This is a genomic window from uncultured Amnibacterium sp. (assembly GCF_964244015.1).
Taxonomy (GTDB): Bacteria; Actinomycetota; Actinomycetes; order Actinomycetales; family Microbacteriaceae; genus Amnibacterium.
This window is the reverse complement of sequence record NZ_CAXTHO010000002.1, coordinates 16,751-41,879: the sequence shown is the minus strand read 5'-3', so window position 1 is coordinate 41,879 and position 25,129 is coordinate 16,751. Positions and strand designations below refer to the sequence as shown.

At 71.1% G+C, this 25,129-nt stretch carries 25 protein-coding genes and 1 tRNA gene; 13 read left to right on the top strand and 13 right to left on the bottom strand.

Annotated features, from left to right (window positions below):
- Positions 1–38: 38 nt before the first annotated feature.
- From ACFE67_RS00595 to ACFE67_RS00585, 3 genes are all read right to left on the bottom strand, one after another.
- Entirely contained in the window at positions 39–1,835 is a 1,797-nt protein-coding gene (locus tag ACFE67_RS00595) for a hypothetical protein (RefSeq protein WP_375404930.1), read from the bottom strand.
- A 150-nt stretch (positions 1,836–1,985) separates the two neighbouring features.
- Positions 1,986–2,696 carry an FAD-binding oxidoreductase gene (locus ACFE67_RS00590; RefSeq protein WP_375404929.1) on the bottom strand — a complete coding sequence of 237 codons (711 nt, stop codon included), beginning with the start codon at positions 2,694–2,696 and terminating at the stop codon, positions 1,986–1,988.
- 13 nt (positions 2,697–2,709) lie between these two features.
- Complete coding sequence (locus tag ACFE67_RS00585; RefSeq protein WP_375404928.1) at positions 2,710–3,303, bottom strand: molybdopterin-dependent oxidoreductase; 594 nt, start codon at positions 3,301–3,303, stop codon at positions 2,710–2,712.
- Positions 3,304–3,377: 74 nt separating this feature from the next.
- Here ACFE67_RS00585 and moaA point away from each other — a divergent pair, with 74 nt between their 5' ends.
- The gene (moaA, locus tag ACFE67_RS00580; protein ID WP_375404927.1) at positions 3,378–4,436 is read left to right on the top strand and encodes a GTP 3',8-cyclase MoaA; all 1,059 of its coding nucleotides are present in this window, start codon (positions 3,378–3,380) and stop codon (positions 4,434–4,436) included.
- Positions 4,429–4,695, top strand: coding sequence for a MoaD/ThiS family protein (locus ACFE67_RS00575; protein ID WP_375404926.1), 267 nt, complete (start codon positions 4,429–4,431; stop codon positions 4,693–4,695). The genes moaA and ACFE67_RS00575 overlap by 8 nt, the downstream gene beginning before the upstream one ends.
- Before the next feature lie 92 nt (positions 4,696–4,787).
- Here ACFE67_RS00575 and ACFE67_RS00570 read toward each other — a convergent pair whose 3' ends face one another.
- The 5 genes from ACFE67_RS00570 to ACFE67_RS00550 form a co-directional block, all read right to left on the bottom strand.
- Positions 4,788–5,699: an endonuclease domain-containing protein gene (locus ACFE67_RS00570; RefSeq protein ID WP_375404925.1), complete on the bottom strand. Its 912-nt coding sequence runs from the start codon at positions 5,697–5,699 to the stop codon at positions 4,788–4,790.
- Positions 5,700–5,893: 194 nt separating this feature from the next.
- Positions 5,894–6,301, bottom strand: coding sequence for a molybdenum cofactor biosynthesis protein MoaE (locus tag ACFE67_RS00565; RefSeq protein ID WP_375404924.1), 408 nt, complete (start codon positions 6,299–6,301; stop codon positions 5,894–5,896).
- Positions 6,298–7,296, bottom strand: a complete 999-nt coding sequence (gene moaCB / locus ACFE67_RS00560) for a bifunctional molybdenum cofactor biosynthesis protein MoaC/MoaB (protein ID WP_375404923.1) — start codon at positions 7,294–7,296, stop codon at positions 6,298–6,300. The genes ACFE67_RS00565 and moaCB overlap by 4 nt, the downstream gene beginning before the upstream one ends.
- Before the next feature lie 39 nt (positions 7,297–7,335).
- Complete coding sequence (gene glp / locus ACFE67_RS00555; protein WP_375404922.1) at positions 7,336–8,526, bottom strand: gephyrin-like molybdotransferase Glp; 1,191 nt, start codon at positions 8,524–8,526, stop codon at positions 7,336–7,338.
- Between the two features lie 3 nt (positions 8,527–8,529).
- Positions 8,530–9,597 (bottom strand): ThiF family adenylyltransferase, encoded by a 1,068-nt coding sequence (locus ACFE67_RS00550; protein WP_375404921.1) that lies wholly within the window; start codon positions 9,595–9,597, stop codon positions 8,530–8,532.
- Positions 9,598–9,680: 83 nt separating this feature from the next.
- Here ACFE67_RS00550 and ACFE67_RS00545 point away from each other — a divergent pair, with 83 nt between their 5' ends.
- The 4 genes from ACFE67_RS00545 to ACFE67_RS00530 are packed head-to-tail and all read left to right on the top strand — an operon-like array spanning position 9,681 to position 12,454.
- Entirely contained in the window at positions 9,681–10,103 is a 423-nt protein-coding gene (locus ACFE67_RS00545; RefSeq protein WP_375404920.1) for a molybdopterin-binding protein, read from the top strand.
- Between the two features lie 13 nt (positions 10,104–10,116).
- Complete coding sequence (gene modA / locus ACFE67_RS00540; RefSeq protein ID WP_375404919.1) at positions 10,117–10,914, top strand: molybdate ABC transporter substrate-binding protein; 798 nt, start codon at positions 10,117–10,119, stop codon at positions 10,912–10,914.
- Positions 10,915–10,919: 5 nt separating this feature from the next.
- Complete coding sequence (modB, locus tag ACFE67_RS00535; RefSeq protein WP_375404918.1) at positions 10,920–11,735, top strand: molybdate ABC transporter permease subunit; 816 nt, start codon at positions 10,920–10,922, stop codon at positions 11,733–11,735.
- Complete coding sequence (locus tag ACFE67_RS00530) at positions 11,732–12,454, top strand: ABC transporter ATP-binding protein (RefSeq protein WP_375404917.1); 723 nt, start codon at positions 11,732–11,734, stop codon at positions 12,452–12,454. Before modB ends, ACFE67_RS00530 begins: the two co-directional genes overlap by 4 nt.
- A gap of 79 nt (positions 12,455–12,533) precedes the next feature.
- Here the strand turns inward: ACFE67_RS00530 and ACFE67_RS00525 are convergent, their stop codons facing one another.
- Positions 12,534–13,172 carry an MBL fold metallo-hydrolase gene (locus ACFE67_RS00525; RefSeq protein WP_375404916.1) on the bottom strand — a complete coding sequence of 213 codons (639 nt, stop codon included), beginning with the start codon at positions 13,170–13,172 and terminating at the stop codon, positions 12,534–12,536.
- Positions 13,173–13,223: 51 nt separating this feature from the next.
- Between ACFE67_RS00525 and ACFE67_RS00520 the strand changes: the two genes are divergently transcribed.
- Together ACFE67_RS00520 and ACFE67_RS00515 are read left to right on the top strand one after the other, a co-directional pair.
- Entirely contained in the window at positions 13,224–14,516 is a 1,293-nt protein-coding gene (locus tag ACFE67_RS00520) for an aromatic acid exporter family protein (protein WP_375404915.1), read from the top strand.
- A gap of 66 nt (positions 14,517–14,582) precedes the next feature.
- Positions 14,583–14,655, top strand: a tRNA-Glu gene (locus ACFE67_RS00515).
- Positions 14,656–16,430: 1,775 nt separating this feature from the next.
- Here ACFE67_RS00515 and ACFE67_RS00510 read toward each other — a convergent pair.
- On the bottom strand, positions 16,431–16,934 hold the full coding sequence (locus ACFE67_RS00510; RefSeq protein WP_375404948.1) for a helix-turn-helix transcriptional regulator: 504 nt from the start codon (positions 16,932–16,934) through the stop codon (positions 16,431–16,433).
- A gap of 419 nt (positions 16,935–17,353) precedes the next feature.
- Between ACFE67_RS00510 and ACFE67_RS00505 the strand changes: the two genes are divergently transcribed.
- Complete coding sequence (locus tag ACFE67_RS00505; protein ID WP_375404914.1) at positions 17,354–18,613, top strand: MFS transporter; 1,260 nt, start codon at positions 17,354–17,356, stop codon at positions 18,611–18,613.
- Positions 18,614–18,905: 292 nt separating this feature from the next.
- On the opposite strand, the gene ACFE67_RS00500 is transcribed toward ACFE67_RS00505, so the two are convergent.
- Positions 18,906–19,862, bottom strand: coding sequence for a permease prefix domain 1-containing protein (locus tag ACFE67_RS00500; protein WP_375404913.1), 957 nt, complete (start codon positions 19,860–19,862; stop codon positions 18,906–18,908).
- Complete coding sequence (locus ACFE67_RS00495) at positions 19,859–20,206, bottom strand: PadR family transcriptional regulator (RefSeq protein ID WP_375404912.1); 348 nt, start codon at positions 20,204–20,206, stop codon at positions 19,859–19,861. The genes ACFE67_RS00500 and ACFE67_RS00495 overlap by 4 nt, the downstream gene beginning before the upstream one ends.
- 278 nt (positions 20,207–20,484) lie before the next feature.
- Between ACFE67_RS00495 and ACFE67_RS00490 the strand changes: the two genes are divergently transcribed.
- The 3 genes from ACFE67_RS00490 to ACFE67_RS00480 all read left to right on the top strand — a co-directional run bounded on the left by ACFE67_RS00490 (position 20,485) and on the right by ACFE67_RS00480 (position 23,569).
- Positions 20,485–20,955 (top strand): heme-degrading domain-containing protein, encoded by a 471-nt coding sequence (locus tag ACFE67_RS00490; RefSeq protein WP_375404911.1) that lies wholly within the window; start codon positions 20,485–20,487, stop codon positions 20,953–20,955.
- Entirely contained in the window at positions 20,952–21,848 is an 897-nt protein-coding gene (locus ACFE67_RS00485; RefSeq protein ID WP_375404910.1) for a TolB family protein, read from the top strand. Before ACFE67_RS00490 ends, ACFE67_RS00485 begins: the two co-directional genes overlap by 4 nt.
- Before the next feature lie 74 nt (positions 21,849–21,922).
- Positions 21,923–23,569, top strand: coding sequence for an AMP-binding protein (locus tag ACFE67_RS00480; RefSeq protein ID WP_375404909.1), 1,647 nt, complete (start codon positions 21,923–21,925; stop codon positions 23,567–23,569).
- A gap of 27 nt (positions 23,570–23,596) precedes the next feature.
- Here ACFE67_RS00480 and ACFE67_RS00475 read toward each other — a convergent pair whose 3' ends face one another.
- Positions 23,597–24,823 carry a hypothetical protein gene (locus ACFE67_RS00475; RefSeq protein WP_375404908.1) on the bottom strand — a complete coding sequence of 409 codons (1,227 nt, stop codon included), beginning with the start codon at positions 24,821–24,823 and terminating at the stop codon, positions 23,597–23,599.
- 63 nt (positions 24,824–24,886) lie between these two features.
- Here ACFE67_RS00475 and ACFE67_RS00470 point away from each other — a divergent pair, with 63 nt between their 5' ends.
- A complete protein-coding gene (locus tag ACFE67_RS00470; RefSeq protein ID WP_375404907.1) occupies positions 24,887–25,126 on the top strand; it encodes a hypothetical protein in 240 nt (79 codons plus the stop codon).
- Positions 25,127–25,129: the final 3 nt, after the last annotated feature.

Genomic DNA, 25,129 nt, shown 5'->3' with positions numbered 1-25,129 from the left:
TGTGCAGGAAGACCCTTCCTACACAACGGAGGGTGGGATCAGGACACCGGGTCGCCGATGCCGATCCGTGCGAGCTGCATGTTGTGGTCGGTGCCCAGCAGGCTCCGGATGAAGCGCCCCCTGCTGTCGAGGCGCAGCACGTTCGCGTACGAGTACGTGTGGGGTGAGTTGCGCAGCAGGATGTAGTCGATCCGGCTGGTCTCGTAGGGGTGCTTGATCGGCTTCGGGCCGTAGCCCGGGTCGTAGCCCTTCGCCTGCGGGCCGGAGCCGTTGGCGGTGCTGACCTTCATCCCGGTGCGGAGGCTCTTCTTCGCCACGGCCGCGGCGTCGAACCACCCGTCCTGCAGGAACACGGGCTGCACGGCCTTCGCGCCCCTGGTCGCGTCGGAGTTGAGGTCGCCGCCGAAGACGACCGGCAGCGCGCCGGCGCGGGCGTCGATCTTGGCGAGGAACGCGCGGACGATCGTGGCGCGCGCATCGACGACGGCCTGCGCGTTCCCGACGGGGAAGTGCGCGGCGACCGCGTAGAACTGACGTCCGCTGCCGTCCTTCGTCTCGAGCTTCGCCCAGGTCAGCCACCGGTCCGAGCCGACGGCCTTCGACCAGGGCACGCCCAGGCCCTCGACGTTCGCGAAGTCGGCGGACGGCGACATGGCCGGCGCGTAGTACCCGTGGTCGAGCACCGAGAGCTTGTCGGGGTTGTAGAAGACGTGCGCGCCGTCGGTCACGTCGCCGTCCCACCTGCTCGAGCTGCGCATACGGTCCGCGACCCGGGCGTAGGTGTCCGTGTCGGCGAGCTTCAAGGAGGTCAGCCGCCGCGCGAGGTCCGCGACCTGGGTGTGGCTCGCGCACCGGTACGGCTCCTTGAGGGTGTTCCGACAGCCGCCGATCACGTTCGTCGCGAGCTCGGCCGTCATCAGGAGATCGGGTGCCGGCGACGTCGTGTTGATCGCCGCCGCGACCCGCCCTGCGCGCTGCGACCAGCGGTCGACCGCGGAGTACTTCGCGGTCGCGCCCACCGACTGCGTGTTCAGCTCGGCGACGGTCAGCCTGCTCACGGCCGCATCCGGCGTTGCCGCCGACGCTGCGAACGCCCAGGTACCTGGAGGGGAGGGACGGTACTTGCGCGCGTACGAGTAGGACGCGCCGAACGCCGGGGAGACCCCGTTCGACTGCACGACCTTCACCCAGACCGGGTTGCCGGTGCCGGCGCCGATGAACTTCCGGTACTCGACCGGCACGGTGATCGTGATGGACCGCGTCGTCGCCGGGTACCAGGCGGAGTGGAACGAGCGGCCCTTCGTCAGCACCTCGGACCCGGCGACGACGGCGACCTTCGATGCGCGTCCCCCTCCGGTCCAAGAGACCGTGACCTGGTTCTCCTCGGGCCCGGAGGCGACGGAGACCGCCGAGACGGGGTACGGGACGCCGGCGGCGGCCTTCATGGTGGCGACCGCGGTCTTCACGGTGCTGGAGGTGATGGCGATCCGGTTGGCGGTGACGGAGAAGTAGTGCGGCATGCCGTTCGCGGCTGCGAGCTTGAGCGTCCGCTCGCTGGTGGTGACGACCTTCGCGTGGCTCATGGAGCGCTGCTTCGACATCCGCAGCGTGTACGAGGTCGCGCCCGGCACGGCGGACCAGGAGGCGGTGACGACCTTGTCGCCCGCGACCAGCTTGATCTTCGGCACGACGGTCCTCGCCTCGGCGGGCGCGACGGCGATCGCACCGGTCACGGCGACGGCGCTGAGCGCGACCGCGGCGAGCGCCCCGCGAAGCCTGCGTCGAAGGAGACGGGCGGCCCTCCCCGGGCGCACGGTCGACTTGATGAAGCGCATGATGTTCCCCCGAACAGGTACGCGAGTCACCGACAGTAAGCGCACCGGTGCGCCACGGCGTGGCTGGACATACCCCCAGAGTGCGGGGACACCAGGCGTGTCACGCCGCGACACCCCGCGCCCGCCCGACGTGTCGGGAGGCGGAGGGGCTCAGCCGGTCGGGCCGAAGCGCTCCGTGCGGACGCGCTCCTCCGGATGCCCGAGCGCCAGCAGCGCGTCGGACACCGCCTCCACGAAGCCGGTGGGGCCGCAGACGAACACGGTCGGCTGCTCGGCGGGGGGCACCGTCAGCGCCGCGAGGTCCTCCGTGCCGATCCGGTGCGGCACGAGGGCGCTCCCCTCCGGCACCCGCCGCGAGTAGCGGATGTCGACGGGCACGCCGCGCTCCTGCAGATGCGCGAGCTCGTCGCGGTAGAAGACGCGGTCGGGGTCCGTGACACCGTAGAGCAGCCGGAACGGGATCGCCGATCCGGACGCCTCCCGAGTGCGCAGCATCGACATCAGCGGCGCGACGCCCGAGCCTCCCGCGATCAGCTGCACCGGCCGCGCCTCCTGCTCGGGACGCCAGACGAGCCAACCGCCGACGGGGCCGCGGACCTCGACGGCGTCGCCGATCTCGAGGTCGTCGACGAGGTAGGGGGAGACCTCGCCGTCGTCGAACCGTTCGACCGTGACCTGGATCGGGGCGGCACCGGCGGCGGAGGAGAGCGAGTAGGAGCGCTGCGCGGTGTACCCGTCCGGGGCGCTCAGGCGGATGTCGACGTGCTGTCCCGCCAGTGCCGGGGCGAGCTCGGGCGCTATCAACCGGAGGGTCCGCGCCGTCGGGGTCTCGACGTGGTCGCTCTCGAGCGTCGCCGTCACCCAGCGGTTCCGATCAGGAATAGCGCTCCTCCAGCCACGGGTCGCCGTGGTCGTGGTAGCCGAGGCTCTCCCAGAAGCCGGCCGTGTCGTGCGTCATCAGGGTGAGCGAGTTCACCCACTTCGCGCTCTTCCAGAAGTACAGGTGCGGCACCAGGAGGCGCGCGGGGCCGCCGTGCTCGGGCGCGAGGGGTGCGCCGTCGAACTCGAACGCGACCCACGCCCGGTTGCCCACGAGGTCGGCGATCGGGAGGTTCGTCGTGTACCCGCCGTAACTGCCCGCCATCACGGAGCCGGCCGTCGTCTCGACGTCGGCGAGCAGCTTGTCGACCGAGACGCCGCGCCACGTCGTGCCGAACTTCGACCAGCTGGTGACGCAGTGGATGTCCGCGTCGATGGTCTCGGGGCCGAGCGCCATCATCTCGTCCCACGACCAGGACGTCGTGACTCCGGTCTCGGTCGTCAGCGTGAACCTCCAGTCGTTCGTCTTCACGCGCTGCGTGGGGCCGGCGGTCAGCACGGGGAAGCCGTGCTCCTCGTACTGGCCGGGGGGCAGCGCGGGGTTGCTCTGGCGGCGGCGGCCGCGGAAGCCGGGAGAGAAGATCGCCATCGTGGAGCCCCTTCCAGTTCTCGCCTCCCATGCTTCCACGCAGGCACCGACTCGCACTGTGCGACATTTGACGTATGGCGGCGGTGAATCTCAGCGCCTCCCGGGTCGCGCGGCCCGTCGTCGACACCAGCGACCGGCCTGCTGCGGTCGGGCTGCTGGACCGGTTCGGCCGGACCGCGATCGACCTGCGGGTCTCCGTGACCGAGAAGTGCTCCCTCCGCTGCACGTACTGCATGCCGGAGGAGGGCCTGCCCGCGATCGCGCGCCGGGACCTGCTGACCCCGGCCGAGATCGGGCGGCTGGTCGGCATCGCCGCCCGCGACCTCGGGGTGCGCGAGGTGCGCTTCACGGGCGGTGAGCCGCTGATGCGCGCGGACCTCGCCGAGATCCTCGCGGAGACGCGGGCCGCGGCGCCCGGCCTGCCGATGGCGCTGACGACGAACGGGATCGGGCTCGACAAGCGGCTGCCCGCCCTGATCGCCGCCGGTCTCGGTCGCGTGAACATCTCGCTCGACACGGTCGACCGCGAGCACTTCGCGCGCCTCACCCGGCGCGACCGGCTGCCGGCCGTGCTGGCCGGGATCACGGCGGCGCAGGAGGCGGGCCTCGCGCCCGTGAAGGTGAACGCCGTGCTGATGAGGGAGACGCTCGCCGGCGCGGCCGACCTGTTCGCGTGGGCCGTCGACGCCGGGGTGCACCTTCGGTTCATCGAGCAGATGCCGCTCGATGCGGACGGCGTGTGGACGCGCGAGGCCCTGATCGACGCCGCGGAGCTGCTGGCCGCGCTCGGCACGCGATTCGACCTCGAACCGATCGGCCGGGACGACCCCTCGTCGCCCGCCGAGCTGTGGCAGGTGGTCGGCACCGACGCGACCGTCGGGGTGATCGCCTCCGTCACGCGAAGCTTCTGCGCCGAGTGCGACCGCACGCGCCTGACGGCGGAGGGCTCGGTCGCGTCCTGCCTGTTCGGCGACGACGAGGCGCCGCTCGCCCCCCTGCTGCGCGGTGGGGCGAGCGACGACGAGATCGCGGACGCCTGGCGCACGGCGATGTGGGGCAAGCAGTCGGGCCACGGCATGGACCGGGCGTCGTTCCGGCGGCCGATCCGGTCGATGGGGGCGATCGGTGGCTGAGGCCGTCCCCGAGCCGGTCCGGACCGTGCGCGTCCGGTACTTCGCGGCGGCTGCGGAGGCGGCCGGCCGGGAGGAGGAGCACGTGACGGTCGAAGCGACCGCCGGCGCGCTCCGCGCCTGGCTGTCCGAGCGCTACGGCCCGGCGATGGAGCAGGTGCTCGACGCCGGCTCCCTCCTGGTCGACGGCACGGTGACCCGCGACCCGGCCCGCCCCCTCCGGTCGCAGATCGACGTGCTCCCTCCCTTCGCCGGCGGCTGACACTTTTCGCGGATCAGGCCGGATCGACCAACACGCCGGATTCGGCGCGTCCGCGAACGGCGTGTCCGGAATCCGACCTGATCCGCGAGAAGTCAGCGGCCACGGGAGACGACGGTGCTGATGACGTCGAGGACCCAGTCCAGCTCCTCCACCACCTGCCGGTAGCTGAAGCGGAGGACCCGGAAGCCCCAGGCCGCGAAGAGCGCGTCCCGATCGCGATCGGCCTCGAACTGCTCGTCCTCGACGTGGTAACGCTTGCCGTCGACCTCGATGATCAGCCAGCCGCCGATGAGGAAGTCGACGCGGTGATACGGCAGCAGCCACACCTGGATGTCGAACGCGATGCCGAGGCGGATGAGCCCGAGCCGCACGATCGTCTCGATGGGGCTCTCCGACCGGCCGTCGGCGAGGTCCCACGCGTGTCGCAGCCGCTCGGGCAGTGCGGGCCGGAGGAGCGCCCACGATTCGCCGGAGATCAGCGCGACCCCGTCGCGCGGCACGTGCAGCGCCCGGTCCATCGCGGCGACGAGCCAGTCGAACGGCACGCACAGCGCGAGCTGGATCAGCGCGTCGACGACCGCGACGCGGTAGCCCAGCACCGCCTCCAGCCGGGGCTGCCAGTGCAGTCGCACGCCCTCCTCCTCGCCTGCCGCCACATGGCGGGTCCGGTTCCTGCTGTCCCGGAGCCGGGAAGCGTTGTCCAGCACGCTCACCTGCAGTTCGATCTCCGCGCCCTCAGGGATCGGCAGGGCGTAGGACTTCGCCGCGGAGGTCCCGCCGAGGACACCGCCCTTCCGGATCGCGCGGACCGCGTCGAACGGCAACGCGGGATCGGCGTACCAGCCGATCCGCGGGCGGATCAGTACGCCGCAACGGAAGAGGGCTGCGACCTGATGCGGGGACAGCCCCACCGCGACGAAGGTCGAGAGGTGGGCGACGCCGTCGTTCGCGGCGAGCACTGCACGGGCCCTGGCCGCGACGGCCGACCAATCGGTGGGAAGCACGCCGGCGACCCTGCCGAGCGAGCGGGGGTCGGATTCGAGGTGGACCCCCTCCGAAGCCCTGTTCGCCCGAATCAGGGCTGGGGAGGAGCGGATCGCCGCCTCCGGTTTCGTCGATCAGGCTGGGTCGGCGACACGCCGCAGCGTTCGCTCCCGCGAACGGCATGTCGCGAATCCAGCCTGATCCGCGAAAAATGTCAGAGGCCGACCCACTCCGTGCTGCCGTCGGGGGAGTGCTGACGCTTCCAGATGGGGACCTCGGCCTTGATGGCGTCGATCAGGGCCGCGCAGGCGGCGAACGCCTCAGCCCGGTGCGGGGCGGCGACCGCGGCGACGAGCGCGACGTCGCCCACCTCGAGCGCCCCGATCCGGTGCACGGCCGCGACGACGAGGTCGCCGCCGATCCGGTCGCACGCCGCGCGGAGGAAGCCGGTCGCGTCCGGGTGCGCGGAGTAGTCGAGGCGGACCACCGCATGCCCGGCGTCGTGGTCGCGGATCACGCCCCGGAACGTGACCAGGGCGCCGTCGGCACGGGACAGCACCGCCGCCTCCACGGCCGCCGCGTCGATCGGGTCGGCGGTGACGGCCGCCAGGGCGACGGTCACGAGTGCGCCGCGGACTGGTGCGCGCCGTGCTCGTGGTCCGCGTCGCCGCGGACCTGGTGCCGGAGGTGGGGGAGCAGGTCGGCGAGCACGGCGAGCCCGTCGTCGACCCCACCCGCCGATCCGGGCAGGTTGACGACGACCGTGCCGTTCGCCAGCCCCGCGATCCCCCGGCCGAGCGCGGCGGTCGGTGTCCCCGCGCGCGCTCGCAGCGCCTCCGCGATCCCGGGCAGCGGGCGGTCCAGGAGGGCGGCGGTCGCCTCGGGCGTGCGGTCCGTCGGGCTCGGGCCGGTACCGCCGGTGGTGATCAGCACCTCCGGTCCCTCCTGCAGCGTGGCGCGCAGGCCCCGGGCGACGTCCGCGTCCGCGAGGATGACCGCGTCGGGCGTCTCGAGGCCCAGCTCCCGCAGCCACTGGACGATGCGCGCGCCGGTCGTGTCCGTGCGCGTGCCGGCCGCGGCGCCGGTCGACACGACCAGCACCCGCCCGCCGCCCACCGGCGCGGACGGGGACTCCTGCTGCACACGGTCCCGGGTCCAGCGCCCGTGTGCGCCGCCGGTCTTCTCGACCAGCTGCACGTCGGTCATCGTCGCTCCGGGATCGACCGCCTTCACCATGTCGTGCAGGGTCAGGCCGGCGACGGTCACGGCGGTCAGCGCCTCCATCTCCACGCCGGTGCGCGCGGTCGTCGACACGCGCGCCTCGATCAGCACGGTCGACCCCTCGGCCCGCAGCTCGACGGTCACCGCGTCGATCGGCAGCGGATGGCAGAGCGGGATCAGGTCGCTGGTCCGCTTCGCGCCGGCGATGCCGGCGATGCGAGCGGTCGCCAGGGCATCGGCCTTCGGCAGTCCGTCGGCGAGCAGGAGGCGCACGACCTCCGCCGTCGTGACCATCCGCCCGCGGGCCAGCGCCTCCCGCCGGGTCGACGGCTTCTCGCCGACGTCGATCATGCGGGCGCGCCCGTCGGCGTCGAGGTGCGTCAGCGAGCGAGCCATGCGCCCATTGTCGCTGCCGACTCGGCAGCGCTGGCGGATTCAGAGCGGCAGGACCGAGACGACGCTGCCTGCACCGACGAAGTCAGCGTCGGCGGGCACGTCGATCAGCGCGTCCGCCGCCGCCATCGCGACGACGAGGTGCGAGCCCGGCCCGCCGACCGGGTGCACCGAGCCGTCCTCGACGACCCCGCGCAGCCACTGCCGCTTCCCCCTCGGCGAGTGCACGCCCTCGGCGAGCGGCATCGCGACCGCGGCGACCGGCGGCAGGCCGACCGCGGCTCGGAGCAGCGGGCGGAGGAAGACCGTGAACGACACCTGGGCAGACACCGGGTTGCCCGGGAAGCACACGACCGGGGTGCCGCGGACGGAGGCGGACCCCTGCGGACCGCCGGGCTGCATCGCGATCTCGGTGACGTCGGCGCCGAGCGGCTCGAGCACCTGCCGCACGACCTCGAAGTCGCCCTTCGAGACCCCGCCGGCGGTGAGCACGAGGTCGGCTGCGGCGACCGCGCGCTGAAGCGTCTGCTCGAACGCCGCCGGCTCGTCGGGCGTCAGCTCGACCGACACCACCTCGGCGCCGGCCTCCTCCGCCAGCGCGGCGAGCGTGATGCCGTTCACGTCGTGCACCTGCCCGAGCGTCAACGGGGTGCCCGGCGGCACGACCTCGGCGCCGGTGGCGATCACGGCGACGCGCGGCCGGCGGCGGACCGCGACCTCGGCGACGCCCGCCGCGGCGGCTGCGGCGAGGTGCCGCGGCGCGAGTCGTGTGGCGGGAGGGACGACCACGGTGCCGGGCAGCGCGTCGCTGCCGGCCTCGCGGACGAACGCACCGGCGTCGACAGGGCGCAGGATGCGGACGCCGCCGTCCTCCTCCACCGTCTGCTCGACCGGCACGACGCAGTCGGCGCCCTCCGGCACCGGCGCACCGGTCATCACCTTCAGCAGATGGCCGACCTCCAGCACGGCCGGCGAGGTCGGGGCGGCGGCGACCACGCCGTCGACCGGCAGCACCACGGGCGTGCGGCGGAGGTCGGCGTAGTGCGCGGCGTACCCGTCCATCTGCGCGTTGCGGAACGGCGGCAGGGGCCCCACGGTGACGACGGGTTCGGAGGTGACCCGCCCGATCGCCGTGCTGAGCGGCACGAACTCGGTCTCGTTGCGCGCGAGCGCGGGCCCGACGAGGGCGGCGATGCGCGCGGCGTGCTCGTCGACGGTGCGACGTCGGGCCACGGCTCAGTACCTCGGGACGTCGGGATCGACGGTCCGGCTCCACTCGTCGATGCCGCCGGCCACGGACTTCACCTTCAGCCCCGCCTGCTGCAGCACCCCGGCAGCGCGGAGGCTCCGCACGCCGGCGTGGCAGTAGGCGATGACCTCCCGGTCCGGGTCGAGCTCGCCGATCCGGTCGGGCAGCTCGCCGAGGGGGATCAGGACGGCGCCGGGCAGGCTCGCGATCTCCGCCTCCCACGGCTCACGGACGTCGAGCAGGGTCACGTCCCCGCCGCTGCGCAGCAGTTCGGCGGCCTCGCTCGGCGTGATCTCCTCGATGTCGGCCATCGTCCCCTCGTTCTCGTCGCGGTCCCCGACGGGACCGTGGTCGTCAGCCGCACCGTACGCGATCCCTCGGACGGTCGCCGCTGCGGCGTCGAACACCAGCACCCGGCCGGCGAGCGGGCGCCCGATGCCGGTCAGCAGCTTCAGCGCCTCCGTGGCCATCGCCCCGCCGACCGTGGTGCAGAGGCTGGGCAGCACCCCCACCAGCTCGCACGTCGCCACCGTGCCGGGTGCGGGCCGGAGGGGGAACAGGTCGCGCCAGCGCGGTCCGCCGGCCAGGGCGACTCCCACCTGCCCGGTGAAGCCGACCGCGGAGCCCCAGACCAGCGGGATCCCCGCCGCGGCGGTCGCGTCGTCGAGCAGGTAGCGGGCGTCGAGGTCGTCGGTCGCGTCCACCACCAGATCGGCGCCGGCGATCAGGGCCGCGGCGTTCGCCTCGGTCAGCCGCTCCAGCACCGCGGAGGCACGGCCGCCCAGCGCAGCGAGCCGCTCGGCCGCGACCCGCGCCTTCGGTCGGCCCAGATCGCCTGGCCCGAACAGGACCTGCCGGTGCAGGTTCGTCGCCTCGACGACGTCGTCGTCGACCACGACGACATCGCCCACCCCGGAGGCGGAGAGGACCGGCAGCAGCGCGCAGCCGAGCCCGCCCGCGCCGATGACCACCACGCGCGCCTCCTGCAGCCGCCGCTGCCCGGCGTCGCCGAAGCCCGGCAGCAGCACCTGCCTGGCGTAGCGCGGATCCGGCACATCACGATCCAACCACCGCCACCAGCTGCCGCAGGTGCGGTCGATAAGCTGGAAAATTCACGCGGATACGGAGAGGAGGCGTCGTGGTCGAACGGATCAGGGTGACGGACGCCGCCGCCGTGCTGGGCGTCAGCGACGACACCCTCCGTCGCTGGGCGGATTCCGGGCGGATCGACGTCGACCGCTCGAACGGCCCGGCGACCGTCGACGGCCCGGCCCTCGCCGCTCTGGCGACCCACATCGCCGCGGAGTCGCCGCTCGCGCGCCTCCAGCCCCCGGAGGGGACGTCGTCGGCGAGGAACCGCGTCACCGGCATCGTCACGCGGGTCATCCGCGACACCGTCATGGCGCAGGTCGAGCTGCAGGCCGGTCCGTTCCGGTTCGTCTCGCTGATGAGCCGGGAAGCCGCGGACGAGCTGCACCTCGAGCCCGGCGTGATCGCCACCGCATCCGTCAAGGCCACGAACGTCGTGATCGAGCACGCCGACCTCAAGAAGCCGACCTGATGAAGGGCCCCCGATGAACCGTCGAACCCCGATCGCCCTCGCGGTCGCCACCCTGTCGATCGTCGCCCTGGCCGGCTGCGCGCAGGACCCCCCTGCCGCGACCCCCTCGGCGCCGGCCTCGTCTTCGGCACCCGCGCTCAGCGGGTCGATCACCGTCGATGCCGCCGCGAGCCTGAACGAGGTGTTCCCGGCGCTGGCCACGACGTTCCAGGCGGACAACCCGGGCACGACGATCACGCTCAACTTCGGCGGCAGCTCGGCGCTCGCCGCGGCCATCGTCTCCGGCGCCCCCGTCGACGTGTTCGCCGCGGCGAGCCCGAAGACGATGGCCACGGTCACGGACGCCTCCCTCACCGCTGCGGACCCGGTCACGATCGCGCGCAACAAGCTGGAGATCGCGGTGCCGCCCGACAACCCCGGGAAGATCACGGGCCTGAAGGACTTCGCGGACGCTGCCAAGACGATCGTCGTGTGCGACAAGGCCGTGCCGTGCGGTGCCGCGGCGACCCAGGTCTTCGACCTGGCGAAGATCACCGCGAAGCCGGACAGCTACGAGCCCGACGTGACGAGCGTGCTGACGAAGGTGGAGGGGAACAACGCGGATGCGGGCCTCGTCTACGTCACGGACGTGCAGGCCGCCGGTGACAAGGTCGAGGGCATCCCGTTCGACGAGGCCGACCAGGCGATCACCGCCTACCCGATCGCCGCGCTGAAGGCGTCGAAGAACGCGGCGCTCGCGTCGGCGTGGATCGCCTACGTGCAGGCGCACGAGGCCGATCTGCAGGCAGCCGGCTTCCTCGCGCCGCAGTAGGAGGCGTGCGCACCAGGAGGGACCCGCTCGCCCGCGTCCCGCGGGCGGTCCTGGTCCCTGCCGCGATCGCGTTCGTGCTGCTCGTCGGGCCGCTCGTCGCGCTGCTGGTCCGCGCGCCGTGGACGCAGCTGCCCGAGCTGCTCGGCGGCGACACGGTGCTGCCGGCGCTCGGGCTGTCGCTCGGCACCGCGTCCGCGTCGACGGGGCTGTGCGTGCTGCTCGGGATCCCGCTCGCGGTCGTGCTCGCGGGCGCCGATCGCTGGCCGTCCCCCCTCCGGCGCCTCGCGCGCGCACTGGTGACGACGCCGCTCGTGCTGCCGCCGGTCGTCGGCGGGGTCGCGCTGCTGCTGCTGCTCGGCAGGGTCGGGCTGCTCGGCAGCCCGATCTACCGGGCCTTCGGGTTCCAGATCCCGTTCACGACCGCGGCGGTGATCATCGCGCAGACGTTCGTGGGCCTGCCGTTCCTCGTGCTGGGCGTGGAGGGGGCGCTGCGCGGCGTCGACCGGCGGTTCGCGATCGCGGCCACGACACTGGGCGCCGGGCCGTGGACGCGGTTCGTCCGCGTCACGCTGCCGCTCGCCGCCCCCGGCGTCGCGGCGGGTGCGGTGCTCTCGTTCGCGCGCGCGATCGGGGAGTTCGGCGCGACGGTCACGTTCGCGGGCAGCCTGCCGAAGGTCACGCAGACGCTCCCGATCGCGGCGTACCTCGCGCTGAACAGCGACCCGGACGCGGCGATCGCGATCTCGGTCGTGCTGATGGTGGTGGCGGTCGTGGTGCTCGTCTCGCTGCGCGACCACTGGCTGCAGGGGATCGGGCGGTGAGCGGAGGCCTCGACGCCACGATCCGCGTCGACCGCGGCGCCTTCGCGCTCGACGTCGCGATCTCGGTCGCGCCGGGACGGGTGGTCGCGCTGATGGGACGCAACGGCGCCGGCAAGTCGACCGCGGTCGCCGCCGTCGCCGGGCTGATCGCGATCGACGGCGGCCGGGTGGTCCTCGACGACGTCGTGCTGGAGGACGTCGCCGCCCGCCGGTCCGTGCCGCCCGAGCGCCGGCCGATCGGCGTCGTGCAGCAGCAGGCTGCGCTGTTCCCGCACCTCGGGGTGCTCGACAACGTGGCGTTCGGCCTCCGCACCCAGGGGCTGGGTCGGCGGGCATCCCGCGACCGGGCGGACGAGCTGCTGACGGAGGCGGGGCTCGCCGGGTTCCGCGACCGGCGCCCGGCCCAGCTCTCCGGCGGTCAGGCGGCCAGGGTCGCGCTGGTCCGGACCCTCGCGCGCGAGCCGGCGCTCGTGCTGCTGGACGAGCCGCTCGCGGCGATCGACGCCGAGCTGCGCCCCGCGCTCCGCGACGCGATCCGCGCCCAGCTGACCGCGTTCGCGGGCTCCGCGGTGCTCGTGACCCACGACGCCCGCGACGCGGAGGTCCTCGCCGACGAGGTGATCGTGCTCGACGCGGGCCGCGTGATCCAGCGCGGGCCGCTGGCCGGGCTGCGCGCGGCCCCAGCCGCCCCGATCGTGACCAGCCTGCTCGGTTCATGACTCCGGGGAGCTGCTTCGACCGCGTCAGATGGACGCGCTGTCCCTGATCCGACGGAGCGTCGATCCTGGAGGTACGGCGTCACACCTCGAGGATCTCGCCCGATTTCAGCGCGAAGTACTGGCCGCCCTTCGCCTCCGTCACCGCCTTCAGCCGGTCGTGCACGAGCCCGACGCCGGCCGCCGACAGCACGCCGTCGTGGGTGCCGAACGCGCGCTTGGGGGCGACCATCGAGACGTAGTCCATGGCCTCGCTCACCTTCAGCCACGGTGCGCCGGCCGGGACGGCGAGGGTGTCGACCTCGATACCGAGGGGGATGGTGAAGGAGTCGCCCGGGTAGAAGAACCGCCCGTCGACGAGCACGCCGACGTTCTCGACGACCGGGATCGTCGGGTGGATGATCGCGTGGTTGCCGCCGAAGAACCGCAGCTTCCACGAGCCGATCTCGACGGAGTCGCCGGGTGCGACGACCCGGATGTCGATGCCCTCCGCGGCGCGCGCGACGCCGGAGGGCGCGAGGATCACGGCTTTCGGGGAGGCGTGCGTGATCCGCTGCAGCTGATCGGCCGTCCAGTGGTCGGCGTGTTCATGGGTGATGACGATCGCGTCGACGTCCGTGAGGTCGAGGATGGGGTTGGTGAGGCCGCCTGGATCGACGACGAGGCGCCGCCCCGCCTCCTCCAGGATCAGCGCGGCGTGCTCGAGCTTGGTGATGCGCATGGTCACAAGTCGACCACCGCCACGCCGTGGATCCGCTGCGGGGAGGGCCTGATGATCGGGGGATCGCGCACGGAGGGATGGCGTCTGCTGGCGAGGCTCCGAGTCCGCCGCGTGCTCGACTGGGTCTGGCCCTCGTTCCCGACCTCCTGGGCCGAGATCCCCGCCCGCCTCCGGCCGGGCACCGCGCAGATCGCCCGGCTCACGATCGCCGCCGTGATCGCCTACCTCGTCGCCAACGCGGTGTCACCGGGGATCCTCGACCTCACCGCGCCGCTGACCGCCCTGCTGGTCGTGCAGGCCTCCACGGTCGGCACGCTCCTGATGGGCCTCGTGCGCGTGGGGGCGGTGCTCACGGGGGTGCTCGTCGCGGTCGTCGTCACGACCTGGACCGGGCTGTCGTGGTGGAGCCTCGCCCTCGTCATCGCGACGTCGCTGCTGCTCGCGAAGCTGTTCCGCCTCGGTGATCAGTCGCTCGAGACACCGATCAGCGCGATGCTCATCCTCGCGGTCGCGTCGCCGGGCGTCGGGGCGGAGGTCCGCCTCCTGAACACCCTGATCGGCACCGTCGTCGGCATCCTGTTCTCCCTGCTCGTGCCGGTCGCGATCCCGAATGTGCAGGCGGGGGAGGCCGTGCGTCGCGTCGCGCGCTCGCAGGCGGCGCTGCTGAGCGAGATGGCCGGGATGCTCGGGTCCCGCCCGCCGGTTCCGGAGGAGGTCGCCGCGTGGCTCGACTGGTGCGACCACCTCGCGGCCGACACCGTGGAGGCGTCCCAGGCGGTGCGGATCGCCGAACGGACCCGCGTCCTGAACCCGCTCGCCCTGACCACCGCGACCATCCACCCCGCGCTGCGCGGTGCGCTCGACCGCCTCGACCGCTGCCTCGCCGCCGAGCGCGCCCTGCTCGTGGTGCTCATGAAGGAGACGCCCGACCAGGAGCGGGACGACGACCAGGCGGCGACCGAGCTGCGCCGCGCCTTCGCGCTCGCCCTCGACGACACGGCGACGGGCCTCCGCGCGTTCGGCGATCTGGTCGGCGCGGAGTACTCGGGCGCCGAGCCCGACCGCGTCCTCGCTCGCGAGCGGACGCTCGACTCGGTGCGGGAGGCGCGGGCGGTGCTGACGGAGCTGACGCTGCTCGACCTCGATCCGCGGCAGCGTCCCGACCTGTGGATGCTGCAGGGGTCGGTGCTCGCCTCGGTCGACCGGGTGCTGGAGCAGCTCGACCTCGAGCGCGAGTCGCCGGTCCACCTCCTCCGCCCCGACGCGACCGAGCCGATCACGGTGATCCGCCCGACGTCGAGGGTCCGCTTCAGGCGGCGGATCCAGCGCCTCCTGCGGCGGTGACCGCCGTTCGAGCGGCCGTACCGGGTGTGGCATACTCGTTGACCGCCGCGCTCGCTCGCGGCATGCGGTCCCATCGTTTAGCGGCCTAGGACGTCGCCCTCTCACGGCGGTAACGCGGGTTCAAATCCCGCTGGGATCACGCACGAAGAACCCCTGGTCGATCCGGGGGTTTTTCTGTTTCTATCGGCGGCTCGCCAGGGTTGGTAGAGCGCTTTGCCCACATCCTTGCGCAGTGCTGCGTGATCGAGGGCCACTGCAACCGCGTCTAGGTCGTCCTCGAACAGGTCCGCGTACCGATCCAGGGGGCGGAGGTCGTGCGGAGTCAATCCCGGTAGCCCGGTCGCATGCGCAGCGGGGTCGAACCAGCCGTTTCTGAAGGTGTGGTTCCGCAGCCAGGTACGCGATCGAGCCCCGTAGAAGACCGGGTCCCGTGGGCGCCCGTCGAGCGTCTGTGCTCGGAGCGGTTCGAGCAGGAACCCGGGGACCGGGATCGATCGGTGCTCGTAGTCTTTCGGCGCCTCGATCCGCTGGTAGCCCTTATTCGCGACCACTGTCATTCCGGCAAGCCGCACGTCAGATGTGCTCGGCCCGTCGTTCGTCGACCGCCAGAGGGGGGCACCAACGCGGCGGCTGATCCGCGGTGCGCGGTGGTCGCGCGCAGCTAGAGGGTGGAGATGTTAACGAGAAGCCGACCACGGGCCCCAAGGCGGCTGCCCTCGGGCGAGTAATCCGGCCCACGCAACAGGCCTACGGCGTGCGTGACGCCACGGGATCTCCTACGGAGGTAGCGAACAATGGGCGAGCCCAGGCATCCACGTGGGCCCGTCTATTTCGTACACGGAGGTTTGCCTGAACCGCGGTTAGGGAGTGTCCGCACGAGTTGAAACATAAGCAACGGACCCCCAAGGCATCCGAGGGCCCGAGGACATGAGCACGTTTGTCCACCTCTGCGTCGGGTATCGGGCACGCTCAGCCCCCGTCGGTCTTGTAGGCGCGTCCAACTGATTGCGAGTCTGAATCGTGCTGTATGCGGATGCCCCAACATTCGGGGGCACCTGTTCTGTGTTATCGAGGTGAGGGCCACTTGCCCGTAGCTTTAGCTCCGCTGCTTACGTTGGAGGTACTGTGACGCGCTCGTTTCCCGAAAAGACCTTTGAACACTGGTGCTCGATGCACCTTGGGTACCGATACCGAGCGCACCTCCGTATGTGGTGGCCATCTACGGGTGCCGACATCATGGCCTCAGGAGGGCCGCTCGGCATCGGGAAACGTGTTCTCCTCGAGTTGAAGACGACTGAATGGAACGGGCAGTACGGCCGTCATGAGCTCGAGGTGGATCTTCTTCAACTCGACGCTTATGGGCAAGACGGAGGAGATGACTACTACGTGTTCCCCGCGCCGCCGTGGAACGGGGAACTGATGCCGCAGTCCAACTTCCCGTGGCTGAACAGCGTGATGCCGGCACAGCTTGCATACGAGGCTCAATCTGGGAACGAATGGTTTGTCCACTGGACGTACGTCATTCCAGGCTGGGAACTCAGGTGGCGCCTTCAGGCTGACATCGAGGCAGCAAAGGCTGGTGGGCACTCAAAGGTCAAGCGCGGATTATTGTGGGTTCAGGATGGCCAGCTAATCCCGAGAGGGCCGCTCGTCGGAGTAGCGCCTATTGCTTGGCGAGACTTCTGGCGCTTGATGGAGCAATGTGGCAGTCCCGCGCTGCCTGCGACCTTTATAGTGCCGAAGAAATTGATCTCCCAACCAGCCGTCACCCGAGCCGAACTACGTTCAGCCTTGGCTGAATCTTCCGAGAGATGGCGGTCCTACCGTAGTTTCGCGCCCAGCGACCTTGGTACGTACGTACAGCTGGAGGACGACAATTACGTCCTTGTAGATGACCACGCTCGACGTCCTCAGCTAGAACCGCGAACTCGGCTCAATGCCGCCTACGCGCTTTTGGAGGCTCCGGCATTGAAGCTCTAGGTGCCGCAGAAGTTTCTGCCACTCGGAAGGTCGGCGCGTCGCGTGAGGGCGGCGACTGTCCGAAGAAGGATCGGAATCTAGGCGGGGTGAGGGATGCCCGGCTAGTGATCGGCACGGCTGCCAGCGTCTCGCGGTCAGGCTAGTGAGACAGAAGCGTCGTGGCTCTCGGACGCCGACAATGAAGAAGAGCAGCCGGCCATTAGCGATCATCCGATCACGTGCTCCTTGCTGTAGCTCAGTCCGAAGGGCCATCGCCTCCACGCGAGGGTCGAGTTCCTGACCGTTGATTACCGTGAAGAGGTCGCGCACCGGAACACGCAAGGCCGCCGACACGGGAAAAAGGGTCTCGAGGCTCGCGTCGTGACCAGCTTCCAGTCGCTGGATGGTCCGGAGACCGACCCCGCTCTCTTCGGCTAGGCGTTCCTGCGTCCACCCAATCTCGAATTAACTTCGATATTCCGAGGGTTATAGAGGGGGTCGATTAAGGGGCCGCTCCTGCATCCCTCTCGATCCCTGAGAGCCCGTCGACACGCTCAGCCCGCCGAAGTCGGTAGTCAGGCGGAATGACGAGCTCGGTCTCATGGGCGATGCCTGAATCATTCTCGACGATAGGTTGGCGATTGGCACGCTTTTAAAGACTGACCTCACTAGCGGCTAGGGTTTGGCAGGCGATCTGCTGACCCCCTGCAGCACCTTGCCTCCTCAACGAGGACTCAGCGTTGACACCACAACCAGACGACACCAGACTTGACGACCGTGTCTACGGCAGTGAAGCCCCGCAGACTCCCGCCACCTCCTTCATTCCGTAGGCCAGGGCCACGGCCGGTCGACAGCACTTCGGCAACGGTGCGTCGTCGGTGAGCGCTGGCCGCAGCGGGAGGTCTGGGCCTTCCAGCAACCGGACCGTCTTCTCCCTTGCCCTACTGTTCGCCACTAACGGCTTTCTCTACGCCAGTTACATCCCGCGTTTACCTGAGATCCGTGACCAGACGGGAATCTCCACCACGACGCTCGGCCTCGTGCTGACCGTCGGCAATCTCGCCGGCCTGGGCGCTAGCCTCCTGACCGGCGCCGCGATCACGCGACTCGGCTCTCGCCGCATCCTGCTCGTCGGCTGCGTCTTCTACGCCCTGGCCTTGCCCGCGGTCGGCTGGTCCACGTCGGCCCTGCTGCTGATTGCGGCGCTGGTGGTAATGCAGCTCTTCGACGTGTTCATAGACGTCGCCATGAACCTGCAGGGGTCCCGCACCAGCACCGAGCGTGAACAACCGGTCATGAGCCGCCTGCACGGTGCCTGGAGCTTCGGCAGTCTGGCTGGAGCCGGCACCGCCAGCCTGGCCGCGGCCTTTGATCTGTCCGTGGCCGTCCACTACAGCCTCGTCGGCGCGCTGCTCATTCTGGCTCTACTCATCGCCGCACCCGGACTGCGCCGCAGCGACGCTCCCACCACACCGCCGGGACAGCCCCTGCAATCGTCGGAGAGCGCCGCACGTCAGGACACACCACAGGATGTCGCGCGGTCGGGCCACGGCGGACGAGACGGTCCGGCTGGCCGCCGCTACTGGCTGCATCCAGCCGTTCTGGGTCTGGCGGTGGCCAGCCTGGCGACATTCGCCGTGGACACCTCCACCGGGGAGTGGGCGACCTTCCGCTTGGGCGACGACCTCGACGTGCCCGCCGGTGCCGCCGCAGCCGCCTACGTCGTGTTCACCCTGGCCATGACGATTGGGCGACTGTTCGGCGACCACGCCACCTCACGGCTGGGTGTGCTGGTCACCGCCCGAACCGGCACGCTGACTGCGGTGGCCGGAGTGCTGATCTCCATGCTCATCCCCTCACCGGTGGCCGCCTTCATCGGCATCGCAGTCACCGGGTTGGGGATCTCGGTGCTCTCCCCGCAGCTGGCTGATGCGGCGGCCAGGACACCAGGACCGCCAGGGTCGGGGTTCAGTGCGCTGTTCGTCGGTCAACGCCTGTCGGGCTTGCTCACCCCGGCCCTGGTGGGTGTTCTCGCCGGTAGTTCGGTGCTCACGGTAGGCCAAGCCGTCGCACTGGTGGCCGTCCCCATCGCTGTGGTGTTGCTGCTCGTCTCAAGGGCAGCGTTCCCCCTGCGCTGACTCCCCGCTGTCTCAGTGACTTCTGGACTCCTGGTTCGCTACTAATCAAACTCTTGGTTCGCGATTAATCAGAGGTTCGTGAGCGGATCCGGCTCACCAATGATGAGGGTGTCACCCGCGAGTCGTCGAGCGCGGGTTATCGGGCACGTCGCTGCCGAGGTGAGGGGTCGACGCCTTCCAGAATGGGAGTCCGCACACCGCCGCCAAATATCGCGCCGACCAGCCTGAGCCGCCTGATCGGTACGAAGCAACGCGTCACTGGACGAGCGAACTGGCTCCGTTCATCTCCGTGTTACGCCGTCGTTCGATTTCCCTTCCGGTATGCGCGCCACAGCTCGCCTGAGTTGTCGATCAGGACGATCGCCAGGATCAGCGCCGCGAGGGCCGGCGCGGCAGCGCCGACGACGCGATCGGCCTCCGGTCCCAGTGTCGTGGTGATGGCTGGGTTCAGGAGTCGACCCGTCACGAGGAGCCAGATCGCGGGGATGCAGAACGCGGCCTGAATCGGCAGGTTGGCCCATGCCCAGAGACGTAGCTGGCTCGGGCGCGCGTAGACCGCGATTTGACGGGCGGCCTGCACCAGCAGCAGGGCGATGAAGTACGGCATCCAGAACGACCACAGCGCGGGATCGATGATCGGCAGGGCTTGGCCCGACGGGCTGAGCAGTGCGCCTCCCGTCGCCTGCCCGACAAGCGCCGCGACGATGAGGCCGGCCATCGTCAGCGCTGCGACCAGTCGAACGAAATCCTGCCAGGAGCGCGGCTCCGATCCGACCAGGACGTCCGGGGACCACGGCGGAGGGGTGGAGGCGGCTTCCCGACGCTGCCGTGCGACAGTGACGATCGTCAGGACGGCAGTGATGACCAGCGCGGCGGCGGCCGAGCTGCTCGTCGCTCGGCCCATAACCTCGGCGTAGGGCCTCATGGCGACCGCACCGATCAGAACGGTCCCCACGAACACGGTGGGCACCGCGACGGTCACGAGCAGGCGGAGCCGGCGGATGTAGGAGGGGAAGAAGCGCGGCCCGATCAGGTGGGGTGACCGGCCGGTGAGTCGGGCAGCGAGCAGATCGGGATCTCCGAGCTGATCTATGGCGTTCCATTCGGCGCGAGCGGGGGACTCGCCGAGCTCGACGAGCGCCGCCGCCTCCTGCCCGAGGAGATCGCGCAGCTCCGCGTCGATATCCCCCCGCTGGGCCGCGGGAACGTTCGCGAGGACAGCGCCGATGTACTGGTCCGAGAGGGTCATCGCGTTCGGACCGTCTGATTGAGGCTGGCGAGCGCTCGATGGATCGACTCGAACTCGGCCCACAGCGCGTCCGCGACGGCCCCGCCCGGCGCGGTGGTCTCGTAGAACTTCCGGGGTCGTGCGGAGGTCTCGTCCCACGTGCTCGAGAGGAGTCCCTGCGACTCCAGTCGGCGCAGCAGCGGGTAGACCGTGTTGCCTTCAGTAGAGATACCGGCGCGGCGCAGGGTCTCGACCAGGCCGTATCCGTATTCCGGCGTGGTCAGCGTGCGAAGGCAGGCGATGACGAGTGCGCCGCGCAGTAGCTCCTGCCGCTGCGCGTCGGTGACATCTCCGGAATCGGGCATGATCGATGATGCTGTGCGACACACAGGCTTGTCAAGAGGGCCGCGTCTCTCGGGCGCGCACTCGGCGCTCGCGTGCGTCTCGGGACCAGGATCCTGAGACGCTCAATCGGCCGGCGCGTGACCTTCGAGGTGGGGCCGCGTGCGCCCGTGCGAGACTGCCGCCGTGCCAGGGGACGAGGCGTCGGAGGAGGAGCAGCGCGCGAGGAACCCACGCCTGCCCACGAGCAGGACCTCGCAGCCCGCCGCCTCGTGACCACCCCGGGACCGGAGTATCGCCCATGACCGACCTCATCGCGGAGCTCGAGCAGCAGGAGCGCGAGCTCGTCCTCGAGCACTTCGACCACGCCGACGCCTGGCGTCTCGGCTCCCGCATCACCGCCGCCGCGCAGGAGGCGGGACACCCCGTCGGCATCGACATCCGCCGGCACGGGCTCGTGCTGTTCCGGGCCGCCCTGCCCGGCATCACGCCGGACCAGGAGGCCTGGATCGCCCGGAAGTCCGCCCTGGTGCTGCGGATGGAGTCGAGCAGCGCGCTCGTCGACGCGCGGCTCTCGGCGGCCGGGATCGACGCCGCGGCCAGCGGCTGGCTCGGGGCGGAGTACGCGGTGACCGGAGGATCGTTCCCGATCCGCGTGCTCGGCGTCGGCGTCGTGGCCGCCGTCACCGCATCGGGGCTGACGTCGATGGAGGACCACGACCTCGTCGTCGCCGGCATCCGCGCGCACCTCTCGGCCGAGGCCGGCGCATGAGCGACGAGCAGCCTCCGCTGCGCCGGCTGCAGCCGGGCCAGCGCGCTCGGATCCGCATCTGGGACCGCGCGACCGGTGAGGTCGCGACCGTCTTCGAGTCCACCGACCGGCTGTACGAGGCGCCGAACTGGACCGACGACGGCCGGCTGCTGGTGAACGGGGACGGCTTGCTCTGGACCCTGCCGGCGGACGGCTCGGCACCGCCCGAGCCGATCCCGGCCGAGGGGCTGCCCGCGGTCAACAACGACCACGTGCTCTCGGTCGACGGTGCGACGGTGTTCGCCTCCGCGAACGACTGGCATATCTGGGCGCTGCCGCTCGCCGGCGGCGCGGCTCGGCGGATCACGCCGGACGACGGCTCGTTCCACTTCCTCCACGGCGTCAGCCCCGACGGGGAACGGCTCGGCTACGTGCGTCTCGAGCCGGCGGGAGACGACTGGTGGGCCTCCGGCACGATCCACACGATCGGCCTCGACGGCTCGGACGACGTCGCCGTGACGACCGATCCGGGTCCCGCGGACGGCTGCGAGTGGACGCCCGATGGCGCCTGGATCCTGTTCAACACCGAGCAGTTCTCGTCCGAGCCGGGGCACGCGCAGCTCGCCCGGGTGCGGCCGGACGGCGCGGAGCTCGAGCAGCTGACGTTCGACGAGCGGGTGAACTGGTTCCCGCACATGGCCCCGACCGGCGATGTCGTCGTCTACCTCAGCTTCCCCTCCGGCACCACCGGGCATCCGGCCGACCTGCCGATCGAGCTGCGGCTGGTGTCGGTCGACGACTGGCAGCACCCCACGACGCTCGTCGCACTCGACGGTGGCCAGGGCACCATCAACGTGCCGAGCTGGTCGCCGGACGGCTCCGCGTTCGCCTTCGTCGACTACCCCATCGACTGAGCCTCTCCCGGCGAGCCGGCTCGCACAGGCGCGCCTCAGGCGGATCCGGGGCGTATCAGCGCACAGTGCACGCTATGAGCACCACCCCGATCCCGACCCTGCGCCGGCCCGGCCTGTCCGTGAACTGGTCCACGATCTGGGATGACATCGCCGCCGCCGCTCCGGACGCCACCGTGATCGTGTGGGAAGGCGAGCGGATCACGCGCGGCGACCTCGAGGACCGCGCTGCGCGGCTCGGCGGGTGGCTGCAGCGACAGGGGGTCGGTCGGGGGGACCGGGTCGCATGTCTGATGACGAACCGGCCGGAGTACCTGGTCACGCTGTACGCGTCGATGAAGATCGGCGCCGTGCCGGTCAACCTGAACTTCCGGTACGCCGCCGCCGAGCTGCGGCACGTCCTGACGATGACCCGACCGAAGGTGGTCGTCGTCGCGTCCTGGCTCGAGGAACGACTGCTGGAGGCGGTCGCGACGATCGCCGACCCGCCGACGGTGCTGACCGTGCAGCACGAGCTCGACCCGATCGACGGGCCGTCGTTCGACGAGGCGGTCGAGTCGCCCCGGGGGGACGAATCGAGTCGGTCGGGGGCGGACCAGGTGTTCCTGCTGACGGGTGGCACGACCGGGATGCCCAGGGCCGTCGTGTACCGGCACGACGTGGTGCTCGACAGCCAGCTGACCTCCGCGTACGGGACGTTGGGGGTCGACTTCCCGTCGAGCGTCCGCGAAGCCGTCGCCGTCGCGACCGATCCCGCGCTGCCGCATCCGGTCACGCTGCCGATCACACCGCTGATGCACGCCATGGCGTTCTTCAACGCGATGAACACGCTGCTGACGGGCGGCGCGCTCGTGTTCGTGAACACGCGCCGGTTCGATCCGGCCCTGACCATCGATGCCGTTCTCGAGCACCGGGTGTCCCGGCTGATCATCGCCGGCGACGCCGTCGCCGTCCCGCTGGTCGAGGAGCTCGCACGTCGTCCCGCGACCCGACTCGACTCGCTGGAGACCGTGATGAGCTCCGGTATGAGCTGGAGCGATCGCACGAAGCGGGCCCTCCTGGACCGTAGCGGCGCCGAGCTGATCGACATCCTCGGCGCGAGCGAAGGGGGTCCGTTCGCGATGGCGCGCACGAAGGACGTCTCCGAGCTGCCGAGCCGGCTCCGCCTCCTCCCGGGCGCGGTGCTGCTCGACGAGTCCGGTGACGAGATCACCGCCGAGGTGGGGCGGGTCGGCCTGCTCGCGTACAAGGGCGCCACGCCGGAGGGGTACTTCGAGGATCCGGCTCGGACGTCCGAGGTCTACCGGTCCATCCACGGCCGCCGGTACCTGGTCCCCGGTGACTGGGCTCGCTGGGAGACCGATGGCGTGTCCCTGCTCGGACGGGGGGAAGCGGTCGTGAACACGGGCGGCGAGAAGGTGTACCCGGCCGAGGTGGAGGGGGCGCTCGCGGAGCATCCCGCCGTCGCGGACTGCGTCGTGTTCGGCCTGGAGGACGCCCGCTGGGGCGAGATCGTGGTGGCAGCGGTCGCGGTGCGGGACGGACAGGTCGTCACCGCCGAGCAGCTGAGGACCCACGTGGGGGACCGCCTCGCGGGCTTCAAGAAGCCGCGCCGCATCTCGTTCGGACCGATCGAGCGAGGCGCCACCGGGAAGGTCCGGCTGGGTGTCCTGCGCGACCGGGCCGATGCGGAGCGGGCCGACGCGGAGGCAGGCCCCTCCTGACGCCGCCCGCGCCGGAGGGTGGGGGCCTCAGGCGGTGACGATTCCCAGCGCCTCCGCCTCCAGCCGCTGCAGCTCGACCTCGGCCTGCGCCGCGTAGTTCGCGAGCACGTTCAGCCGGATCGACCCGGCAGGACGCGACTGCGGTGCGAGGACGCAGAACGTGCCGATCATCCGCCCCTGCAGGTCGTGGATCGGATGGCCCGCGTAGAACGGCAGATGGGACTGGGCGATGAACGGGTTGGTCTTGAACCGGGGGTCGGCCATCGCGTTCGGGACCACCAGCGCACGATCGTTCGGGACGTGCAGGTCGTACGAGAGCTCGAGCGGGATCGCGACGGGGGTGTCGGCGGAGGCGGCGGCGAACCACATCCGATCCCCTTCGAGCAGGGTCACGACGGCGAGGGCGACGCCGCACTCGATCTTCGCCGCGTCGACGAGTCGCCGAAGCTCCGGCGTACCCCGCTCGGCGGCCGCTTCGAGCACCGCCGGTGCGGCCGGCCACTGCCAGCTTCGAGGCTCGACCTTCGACCGGCGCCGCTCGGCGCCCCGCGCACGACGCTCCTCCAGCAGCGGGGCCGCCGCAGCCGCCAGCTCGGCGGCCCAGACCCGGTAGGTCTGTGGTGACCCGAACGGACGCTCGGGCTGGTACTCAGGTCGAGCCAGGCGCACGAACGCGCTGTTCACGAACGAGCCGACGACCCGTTCCGAGACGTCGTTCATGGCGTCGGCCCGCCGCTGCCCGAGCGCCGCGATCACCCCTCGGTACTGCGGCTCGGAGGTCACCGACTGGATGCCGGCCATGACGATCGGGGCCTGATACCGCACACCCTCCCGGATATGTGCAAGCAGTCGCTCGAGGCCCGCTTGCCACACCGCCAGCGGGGTGAGCCGGACCGCGTCGCTCATCCCCATCACGACGACCACCGCGTCGTAGTCGGTCAGGTCGCGATCGCCGAGCCACGCGACGGCCGACTCGATGCTCATCAGCTCGGCCCCGACGTACTCGACCTCGACCGCTCGTCCCGTCGTCTCCGAGAGCACGTCGGCGAGCTGACCGCACAGCGCGAGCCGGTGGGTCACCACACCCCAGCCGTGCGCCGGCCCGTTCCCGATCAGCAGCACGTGGTCCACCGGGCCCACGCCCGCTGCAGCGCGCGGCTCATCCCGCGCATAGGGGACAGCGCCGCGGTCGGCGAGCTTCTTGGCGTACCAGAGCCGAGCGGCGCCTCGGAGTGCGAGGTCCGAGAGGGTCACAGCGCGCCCGACACGACGGCGTGCAGCACGTCGACGGCGGCTGATGCTCGGCAGGTCCGAATCATGGTGGCCCTTCTGCAGATCAGCGCGCACCTGCGCGCCTTCTTCTTCCTGCGAGCCGGGGGCCGGGCTCGAGGACGCCGCACGGGGTGCGGTCCTGCAGATTTTGAACGAGTGGACGCCGCCGTTCAGCAGGCGCGCCGGGGCGGCCGTGTGCCGCAGGCGTCGGAGCAGGCGTCGTGCATCGCCGATCAGGAATGCGACGTCGTGATACCGCAGTATGCGCACGCCCAGTACATGTGACGG